The 9,517-nt window shown below is 46.8% G+C and carries 7 protein-coding genes; 4 read left to right on the forward strand and 3 right to left on the reverse strand.

What is annotated here, in order from left to right; all coding sequences use genetic code 11:
* The first annotated feature begins 195 nt into the window (after window positions 1-195).
* The 3 genes from LDL18_RS07525 to LDL18_RS07535 all read left to right on the forward strand — a co-directional run bounded on the left by LDL18_RS07525 (window position 196) and on the right by LDL18_RS07535 (window position 3,604).
* Window positions 196-927, forward strand: coding sequence for a uracil-DNA glycosylase (locus LDL18_RS07525; RefSeq protein WP_296508332.1), 732 nt, complete (start codon window positions 196-198; stop codon window positions 925-927).
* 251 nt (window positions 928-1,178) lie between these two features.
* Window positions 1,179-2,249, forward strand: coding sequence for a gluconolactonase (gnl, locus tag LDL18_RS07530; RefSeq protein ID WP_014849287.1), 1,071 nt, complete (start codon window positions 1,179-1,181; stop codon window positions 2,247-2,249).
* 221 nt (window positions 2,250-2,470) lie between these two features.
* Window positions 2,471-3,604 carry a serine hydrolase domain-containing protein gene (locus LDL18_RS07535; RefSeq protein ID WP_296508336.1) on the forward strand — a complete coding sequence of 378 codons (1,134 nt, stop codon included), beginning with the start codon at window positions 2,471-2,473 and terminating at the stop codon, window positions 3,602-3,604.
* Window positions 3,605-3,805: 201 nt separating this feature from the next.
* Here LDL18_RS07535 and ptsP read toward each other — a convergent pair whose 3' ends face one another.
* From ptsP to LDL18_RS07550, 3 genes are read right to left on the reverse strand one after another with little or no spacing between them, the layout of a single operon-like run.
* Window positions 3,806-6,094, reverse strand: a complete 2,289-nt coding sequence (gene ptsP / locus LDL18_RS07540) for a phosphoenolpyruvate--protein phosphotransferase (protein ID WP_296508337.1) — start codon at window positions 6,092-6,094, stop codon at window positions 3,806-3,808.
* A gap of 16 nt (window positions 6,095-6,110) precedes the next feature.
* Window positions 6,111-7,190 (reverse strand): nitronate monooxygenase, encoded by a 1,080-nt coding sequence (locus LDL18_RS07545; protein ID WP_296508340.1) that lies wholly within the window; start codon window positions 7,188-7,190, stop codon window positions 6,111-6,113.
* Window positions 7,187-8,458, reverse strand: a complete 1,272-nt coding sequence (locus tag LDL18_RS07550; RefSeq protein WP_296508341.1) for an aspartate kinase — start codon at window positions 8,456-8,458, stop codon at window positions 7,187-7,189. The genes LDL18_RS07545 and LDL18_RS07550 overlap by 4 nt, the downstream gene beginning before the upstream one ends.
* A gap of 73 nt (window positions 8,459-8,531) precedes the next feature.
* Here LDL18_RS07550 and ubiG point away from each other — a divergent pair, with 73 nt between their 5' ends.
* Window positions 8,532-9,323 (forward strand): bifunctional 2-polyprenyl-6-hydroxyphenol methylase/3-demethylubiquinol 3-O-methyltransferase UbiG, encoded by a 792-nt coding sequence (gene ubiG, locus LDL18_RS07555; protein WP_296508343.1) that lies wholly within the window; start codon window positions 8,532-8,534, stop codon window positions 9,321-9,323.
* Window positions 9,324-9,517: the final 194 nt, after the last annotated feature.

The raw sequence follows: 9,517 nt of genomic DNA on the forward strand, positions 1-9,517 counted from the left end.
CCTAGTGCGATAGCATAAAGCATTGATAGAAATCCCAAACAATAAAATTAAATAAAAATGATTATTTACTAAAATAAAATTAAAATAATTTTAAATAAAAATTACTCTATAAAAACACCTTCACTAAAAACAGAAAAATTTATTTTAAAGAGCGTTTTTATTTCTAAAAATAGAAAAATATTCTATGGCACCCTAATGACTAAACAAAGACAAAGCACTGATTTTCAGAAGAAATACCCAAATTCAAAAGAGGATAACAAAGAGAATAGCCTTTCCATAGCCCCTCAAGAATCTATGCCGAAGAGGGATTGCCCCCTTTGCCCTAGATTGGCAAGCCTCCGCCATGATTTACAAAAAGAGCATCCTGATTGGTTTAATGCCCCTGTGCCACCTTTTGGGGATGACGATCCTTGGCTAGCTATCGTCGGCCTTGCCCCTGGTATGAAAGGTGCTAATCGCACGGGACGACCTTTCACCGGCGATTTTGCTGGTATTCTTCTTTATGAAACGCTGCTGAAATATGGATTAGCGACCGGTCATTATCAGGCGGATATCAATGATGGTTTCACATTAAAGGGGGCTGTCGTTTTAAATTCGGTGCGCTGCCTTCCGCCGCAAAACAAGCCGACAACGCAAGAGATGGTGACCTGCCGCCCATTCTTTCTGGGAGCAATGGCGCATTATTCTCATCTGAAAGTTATTCTGGCCTTGGGGCATATTGCCCATCAGACCATTTTGCGGGCTTTTGGTATCTCTTTATCTTCGATGCCTTTTAAACACGGAGCCGCCTATCAGCTTTCGCCAGAAATACAGCTTGTCGATAGCTATCATTGCTCACGCTATAATCAGAATACCCGCCGCCTAACAGAAGATATGTTTGATGATGTTTTTGCGAAAATAATAGAATGTCGCGGAACTGAGGATTAAAAATAAAGAGCCTGTCCCTGAATAATAAATTCGGATGTGATTTTATCAAGGAATCACGACAGAGAAGGCGTTATGACAACGTTTACCATATGGTTAGGTTGGTTATTATTGATAACCTCGACGAACTTTTTTTTCAAACTTATTTTTTGAGACGTTAACTATCGTGATTTTTCTTTAATTTTTTAGAAAAATAACAAGACTTTTTATGACCTTTTTTGAATAAAGATGCGGTTAGTTGCAGGAGTCGTAAAATGACCACTGGTCGTATGTCTCGTCGAGAATGCCTTTCCGCAGCTGCCATAGTGCCTATTGCCGCTATGACAGCAACCGCCACTATTACAGGATCAGCTCAGGCTGCAAAGAATAATATGAACGGATCTACCATCGGTAAGATTACCAAATTTTCACCTCGCCTTGATGCTATTTTAGATGTCTCTACCCCAATTGAGGTCATTGCATCTGATATTCAATGGTCAGAAGGCCCTGTATGGGTCAAAAATGGCAATTTCCTGCTGTTTAGTGATCCGCCCGCCAATATCATGCGTAAATGGACGCCCGATGCCGGTGTCAGCATCTTCCTGAAACCTTCAGGTCATGCAGAACCCATTCCGGCCGGTCAGTTCCGTGAACCCGGTTCCAACGGTATGAAAGTTGGCCCCGATGGCAAAATCTGGGTTGCAGACAGTGGCACGCGCGCCATCATGAAAGTGGATCCGGTCACCCGTCAGCGCAGCGTTGTTGTCGATAACTATAAAGGCAAACGCTTTAACAGCCCGAATGACCTCTTCTTCTCGAAGTCAGGCGCTGTCTATTTCACTGATCCGCCTTATGGTCTGACCAATCTTGATGAATCCGACATCAAAGAGATGAACTACAATGGTGTGTTCCGTCTCTCTCCTGATGGTCGTTTAGATTTGATCGAAGCCGGTCTTAGCCGCCCGAATGGTTTGGCTCTGTCCCCTGATGAAACGAAACTTTATGTTTCTAACTCAGATCGCGCCAGCCCGAATATCTGGGTTTATTCTTTGGACAGCAATGGCTTGCCCACCAGCCGGACTTTACTGCGTAATTTCCGCAAAGAATATTTCGATCAGGGACTTGCCGGTCTGCCTGATGGTATGAATATCGACAAACAGGGCAATCTTTTTGCGTCTGCTCCGGGCGGTATTTACATTTTCGCACCAGATGGTGAATGTTTGGGTCTTATCTCTGGTAACCCAGGTCAGCCACTGTCAAACTGTTGCTTTGGTGAAAAAGGCCAGACCTTGTTCATCTCGGCTTCTCACAATGTTGTGCGCGTTCGCACCAAAACCTTTGGATAATTATTGTCTGTCATAAAAATATAAAAAACAGATAATATACAAAATTCAGGCCCGTTTTAAGGGAAGTAATAGAAGAGGATGCCAAAAGGCAAATTCCTGACGGGCCCTGATAAGAGAAAGAACAAAAAAATTCTTTCTGAAGAATACGCTATAATTTGGCTATCTTTCTTTTCTGACCGCTTTATTGTCGGATGATATTCCAGAGAAGAAAGTAAGCAATCGTGGCCTCGTCTCTTTCCGATAGACTTGACGCAATCATTCAACAAAGCCTTGATACCCAAAGATTAGTGGGCTGTGTTTTGTTGGTCGCCCATAATGGGCAATTGATTTATCAGAAAACTGCTGGTTGGAAGGATAGAGAAAAACAGCAGGCGCTAGCTCTCGATAGTGTTTTTCGTCTCTCTTCAGTAACAAAACCTCTAGTGACAGCAGCGGCGCTTCGATTAGTCGAAGAAGGTCGGATTAGCTTAGATACGCCTGTTACCCGATGGCTACCTTATTTTAAGCCCAAATTTGCCAATGCCCCCGAACCCCCTGTTATTACCCTCCATCATCTCTTAACGCATCAAAGCGGCCTGAATTACGGTTTTTCTTTGCCGGAGGATTCCGTTTACCAACGTTTGGGTATTTCGGACGGGATCGATTTTTGCCCAACCCTAACGCTTGAAGAAAATATGCGCCGATTGGCGAAAGCCCCGCTATTCTATTACCCGACAGAAGGATGGGCTTATTCGCTGGGGATGGATGTGGTCGGCGCTATGCTTGAAAAGCTTTGTCAGCGCCCTTTGCCTGAGATTATCGCCGATTATGTTACCCGTCCCTTGGGATTAAAAAGCTGCTGTTTCTGGGCAGAATCCGATGATCTAGCGGTACCTTATTATAATACGGAATCCGAGCCTCGAAGAATGGGGGATAAAGAGATCTATGGCGGTATTATTTTCTCCCCTCGCCGCGCAACAGAAAAGCAAGCCTATCCCTCTGGCGGCGCTGGAATGGTTGGCAATGCCAAAGATTTACTCCATTTCTTCGAGATATTGAGAACAGGCAAACAGGGATTTTTAAGTCAGGCAACAATCAACCGCATGTTTACCAACTATATTGATCCCAAAATATCGACTGATAAAGCCGGTTTTGGGTTTGGATATGGCGGATCGCTTGTGGTTGACCCCGATAAAGTTGGAAGTGGTCAATCGGAAGGCACGATGCAATGGGGCGGCGTATATGGCCATAGATGGTTTATTGATCGCAAACGCGCCATCACCGTGGTTTCGCTTACGAATACTTCTTTTGAAGGGATGAATGGCGCCTTCACCGAGGATTTCACCAAGGCTATTTATCAAAATATTGATAAATAAATGGAGTATAAGCCGCCTTGGGTTGAAAATTAACCTAGAATTTAAGGGGTATTTTAGAGCTTTTCCCATTCAGCAATGATGATGGTCGGAAAGGGTGCGCACTTGTCCGATCAGGATTTAACAGACGTAACCTCGAATTTGGAAGGCATTAAAAGACGCTATCAGCTCTAGCTTTTTTGATAAAGCGCATCTGATATTCAGTTAATTGATAACCACGCCGTGTTTTTTTGCCCATGTTTCAAGCTGGTCACCGATATTACTGGCACCGCTTGTAACCAATTCCCGAATAAAGGGCGCAAAAGCATCCCGATCCAAAGAGCGGATCATTGCCTTGATGGGACCTATGGCTACTGGCGTGATAGAAAGCCGTTTCAAGCCTAATCCGATAAGCGCCATCGCTGTCAGAGTGCGACCGCCCATTTCCCCGCAAATGCCGACCTTACACCCCGCAGTATTCGTCTGATCGATAATTCGGGACAGAAAACGCAGCAAGGCCGGAGAGAGCCAGTCATATCTTTCTGCCAATTTAGGATAGGCGCGATCGGCTGCAAAAAAGAATTGGATCAGATCATTAGTGCCAATCGACAAGAAATCGAGTTTGGGCAACAGAATATCAAGTGTCTCAGCTAAGGAAGGCACTTCCAGCATCGAGCCATAATAAATTCTCTTCGCGCGCGGCTTGTCATGTTTTGTAAGCCAAGCATTTTGTTTTTCAAAGACAGCGCGTGCCTGTTCATATTCCCATGGCTCGGCAATCATCGGGAACATGACATAAAGCGTTTTTCCCGCAGCGCCTTCAATCAATGCCCGCGCCTGAACCTTTAGCAGGGCTTTCTTTTCGAGAGCCAAACGGATAGCACGCCAGCCTAAAGCTGGATTTTCTTCGACGGTTTCGTCGCTGTTATTGATATAGGGCAGCGTTTTATCGTTACCGATATCGACTGTCCGAAAAATAACAGGGCGATCACCTGCCGCTTCCAAAATATCGCGATAAAGGCGGAGTTGTCTTTCCCGTCTGGGGAGTGTTGAAGAAACCAGAAATTCAAATTCGGTTCTGAAAAGGCCGATTCCGTCGGCGCCTGTGGCCTCTAAGGCGGCGACATCATCGCGCAAACCGGCGTTAATCATCAATTCGATGCGATGATTGTCGCGGGTGATAGCCGGTAAATCGCGCATAGCTGCAAATTCGGCACGTCTTTTCCGGCTAAGGGCAAAACGGGTGGCAAAGGCTTCTTCTATTTCAGGCGTGGGACGAATAAAGACCGCCCCTTGATTGCTATCGACAAGCAACAAATCGCCTTCTCTCACGCCTTGATGAATTTCTTTGACCCGCCCCAAAACCGGAATACCGATAGCCTTGGCAACAATCGTGACATGAGAAGTCAGCGAACCTTCTTCGAGGACAATGCCTTTCAAACGCCGACGATCATATTCCAGCAATTCTGCGGGACCCATATTGCGGGCAATCAGAATAGCATCATCATGCAAGCCCAGTCTGGCAGCGGTACCTAACTGTCCCGAGACCAATCGTAACAAACGGTTGGACAAGTCTTCAAGATCGTGAAGGCGGTCAGCCAAAATCGGATCACCAATCTCACGCATCCGCATCCGATTATGTTGCTGCACACGCTCAATAGCAGCTTCGGCCGTTAGACCGCTATCAATCGCTTCGTCAATGCGCCGCCGCCAGCCTTCATCATAGGCAAACATCCGGTAGGTAGCCAGCACTTCGCGATGATCGTTGGAATTACCAAAAAACTCGGCTTCCTGTGCCATATGCTCGATTTGTTCCCGCATACGGGCAAAGGCCGCATTCAATCTTTGTCTTTCGACTTCGACATCTTCGGCAACGGTAAATTCAATGGTCACACGAGGCTGGTGGAAAACAGCATAGCCGCGCCCCATACCTTCCACCAATTTAAGCCCGCTATAGCGTAACGAGCCTTGCTCTTTAGAGGAGCTACTGGCGAGGCTATTTTCATCAATCAGACCGGCGCTAAAAATAAGTTCAGCCAGCACCATGGCGACCGTTTGAAGCGCTTCGACCTCGATATCGGTAAAGCGACGCGATTCAGCCGATTGGACAGCTAAAACGCCGACAGCCTGTTCCCGTCTGACAATCGGGACACCGGCAAAGCTGTGAAAAAACTCTTCTCCGGTTTCAGGATTATAGACAAAATCGGGATGGCTTGTGGCTTCACTTAAATTCAGAATTGCCATATCACGGGCAATAGTGCCGACAAGTCCCTGCCCCAGACTAAGGCGGGTGACGTGGACGGCTTCCTGTTTCAAGCCATAGGTTGCAAAAAGTTCGAGAACCCCATCACGCAGCAGATAGATAGAGCAGACATCGCTCAATAGGGCTGTGCTGATAATTTGCACCACCTGATCGAGTTTTGACTGGGCATTGGAGCGCGAGGCCATAACATCGTGTAAACGTGTTAAAATTTCTCGCGCGGCAATGGTTGCTATCTGCTGGGATGGGGGCATAATTTTATAAAAACCGTCAAATTACATTGCGTTTGGCAAGAGCAATCGCGGCTTCCTCAACAAGATTTTCGATAATAACCTGTGCCGGTTCTTCCTGTTTGACCATGCCGACCGATTGACCCGCCATGACCGAACCATTTTCGATATCACCGTCGATCACTGCCCGTCTAAGAGAGCCAGCCCAATAATGTTCAATCATCAACTGAGCATCGGGCAAAGCCAATTCACCATCATCCAAAGCCTTGGCGACTTCCCGCTGTTTAGCGATAAAATTCTCGGTCGTTGCGTTTTTCAAGGCTCTGACCGGAATGACTGGAAGACGGGGATCAATCTGAACCGAAGTAACAGCATCTCTGGCCGCGGCACGGATAAAGGCTTGCTTGAATTTGGGATGGGCAATGGATTCAGTGGCACAGACAAAACGCGTTCCCAACTGAACACCGGCAGCCCCCATTTCGAGGAAAGCCGCGATAGATTCGCCACGTCCGATGCCACCCGCCACAAAAATCGGCAGTTTTTCAGCCAAAGCAGGCAGAATTTCTTGTGCCAAGACAGTCGTCGTCACGGGACCGATATGACCACCGGCCTCCATGCCTTCAATGACCAAAGCGTCCACACCTGCTCGAAGCAATTTGCGCCCCAAGATCAAAGCCGGCGCAAAGCAGATAACTTTGGCACCGCCTTTTTTCAGCTTTTCAATCGCAGCAGTGGTCGGTAACCCACCGGCCAAAACGACATGGCTGACTTTCTGATTAAGGCAGACATCAATAAGCTGATCCAGCTCGGGATGCATCGTAATCAGATTTACACCGAAAGAATGCTGTGTAAGCTGCTTGGTCGCTGTGATTTCTTCATCAAGCAGAGCCGGTGACATCGCCCCACAGGCAAGAACGCCAAAGCCACCTGCATTTGACAAAGCAGAGACGAGATGGCGTTCGCTTACCCAGCTCATTGCGCCGCCCATAATGGCATAACGACAATTCAGAAATTCTGCCCCACGGGTCATTAGCCGATCGAGCTTTTGATGACCCTGTTCCAGAATTTTGCTGTTCGTTAAATCGGCATCATTATTTTGCTGGCTAGCGCTATGGGTCATGCAATGGCCTCTTCAACCGGCTTGTTATCGGCATCCAAGCCATAAGCGGTATGCAACACGCGAACAGCTAATTCTGTATAAGCATCGTCGATCAGGACGCTGACTTTGATTTCAGACGTGGTAATAGCCAGAATATTGATGCCGCGTTTTGCAAGCGCATCAAACATTGTAGCCGCCACACCCGGATGGCTGCGCATACCCACGCCAACGATGCTGACTTTGCAGACATTGTCGTTTTTGAGGGCTTTTTGGAAACCGATCTTTTCTTTGCCTTTTTCCAAAATATCGAGCACTTGAGAAAGCTGTGCTTTAGGAACCGTGAAGGTTACATCCGTGATATGGCCTTCATAGGCGATCTGCACGATCATATCGACATGGATATTGGCATCGGCCAACAGAGAAAAGATCTGGGCTACGGCACCTGGCTTATCAGGAACCCCGGTTAAGGTTACCTTGGCTTCGGATTTGTCGTAAGCGATACCGGTAATGATCTGACGTTCCATAGTATTTTCTTTTATCTCGTCTTCCGAAACAATCAACGTGCCACCTTCGGGCGATAAATCAGGATCTCCAAAGGAGGAGAGCACCCGAAGCCGGGTTTTTGCCTTCATTGCCAAGCCGACAGATCGCGTTTGAAGCACTTTAGCACCGACGCTAGCGAGTTCCAGCATTTCTTCATAAGTGACGCGGTCAAGACGACGGGCACGGGAGACAATGCGAGGATCGGTTGTATAAACACCGTCAACATCGGTATAGATATCGCAACGGTCAGCATCCAAAGCCGCCGCCAACGCCACAGCCGAGGTGTCAGAGCCGCCACGACCAAGCGTGGTTACCCGACCTTCGTCGCTGACCCCTTGGAAACCGGCAATAACCGCGACTTCTTTGGAACTCATGGCTTTAATCAGCCGTTCAGTCTCTATCGATTCAATCCGGCTATTGGCGTAAGCATCGGTGGTGTGAATCGGAATTTGCCAACCGAACCAGCTACGGGCTTTCACACCCATCGACTTTAAGACAATGGCTAAAAGACCACTGGTCACCTGTTCACCGGAAGAGACGACAGCGTCATATTCCGCAGGATCATAAAGGGGAGCCGCTTCACGACAAAAGCCTACCAGACGATCAGTTTCGCCCGACATAGCGGAGACGACGACGGCAACTTCGTTACCGTCTTCTACTTCTTTTTGGACACGACGGGCGACGTTCCGGATTCTTTCCAATCCTGCAACCGACGTGCCACCAAACTTCATTACGATACGGGCCATAAAGAAACGCTCAAAATTATAGCAGAAAACCAGCTTTGCAGACGCAAAGGCGATTTTGTAGGGATGTATTATAATGAAAGCAAGCGCTGCTTCACATTCATTGTCAACGGCAGAGAAGACTTCTGATAAAAAAAATGATCAGACTTCTTCGACAATTGACCATCATCAAGCTCTTCATTTTGGAAAAATGGCAAAGGATTGGTGGAATCCTTTTGGTAGCTCGGCGATGCTGCATCGCATGAATCCGGTAAGATTATCCTATATTCGGCAGGCTATTGATCAATATTTTGTCTCGGCCTTTGGTAACCCCTTCCCTTTAATGGGGAAAAGCGTTCTTGATATTGGCTGCGGTGCGGGGCTTTTGAGCGAACCTTTATGCCGGTTAGGCGGTGATGTGACCGGCGTTGATGCGGCTTTTGAAAATATTGCCGTTGCCAAAGCCCATGCCGAAGAACAACATTTGAATATCCGCTATCTGACCGGAGAGCTAGAGTCGGTCGAAGACACAAATTTCGATCTCATTACCGCTATGGAGGTTTTAGAGCATGTGGCCGATCCTGAACAGTTCATACAGGCCATAGCAGATAAGCTAGACCCAAATGGCCTTTTGATTTTATCGACTCCGAACCGCACCTTGCTTTCAAAAATGATGATTATCGGGATTGGGGAAACCTTGGGAGGTATTCCGGCGAAAACCCATGATTGGAGCCGGTTTTTAAAACCCGAAGAAACCCAACAACTGCTGGAAAAAGCGGGTCTTGTGGTGACGGATATAATCGGTATGACTTGGTCACCTTTGCATGGTTTTGCTTTGAGCGATAATAAAGCCGTCGATTATTTAATGACTAAAAAAAAAAAAAAATAAGAACGATAATAAATTTATCTTAAAATTAACCTGTCTTTTATCGCTGTGTTTTTAAAACAGCCGCAAATAATATAGAATGTTGTTATGGCTTTTGAAAAAATAAAAAAAAGAGCATCTCATTTAGCTACCTCTATTCTTTGCGGTCTGTTTTTCATGACGCAAGGAATAGCAGCCCATGCCACGCTTTCTATGGG

Origin of the sequence: Zymomonas sp. (assembly GCF_020216885.1) — a bacterium.
GTDB lineage: Bacteria > Pseudomonadota > Alphaproteobacteria > Sphingomonadales > Sphingomonadaceae > Zymomonas.

What these genes read in the sequence shown, in the direction of transcription:
- LDL18_RS07525 (WP_296508332.1), top strand. Translation starts at nt 196, where the DNA reads ATGACTAAACAAAGACAAAGCACTGATTTTCAGAAGAAATACCCAAAT.
- gnl (WP_014849287.1), top strand. Translation starts at nt 1,179, where the DNA reads ATGACCACTGGTCGTATGTCTCGTCGAGAATGCCTTTCCGCAGCTGCC.
- ptsP (WP_296508337.1), bottom strand. Translation starts at nt 6,094, where the DNA reads ATGCCCCCATCCCAGCAGATAGCAACCATTGCCGCGCGAGAAATTTTA.
- LDL18_RS07545 (WP_296508340.1), bottom strand. Translation starts at nt 7,190, where the DNA reads ATGACCCATAGCGCTAGCCAGCAAAATAATGATGCCGATTTAACGAAC.
- LDL18_RS07550 (WP_296508341.1), bottom strand. Translation starts at nt 8,458, where the DNA reads ATGGCCCGTATCGTAATGAAGTTTGGTGGCACGTCGGTTGCAGGATTG.
- ubiG (WP_296508343.1), top strand. Translation starts at nt 8,532, where the DNA reads ATGAAAGCAAGCGCTGCTTCACATTCATTGTCAACGGCAGAGAAGACT.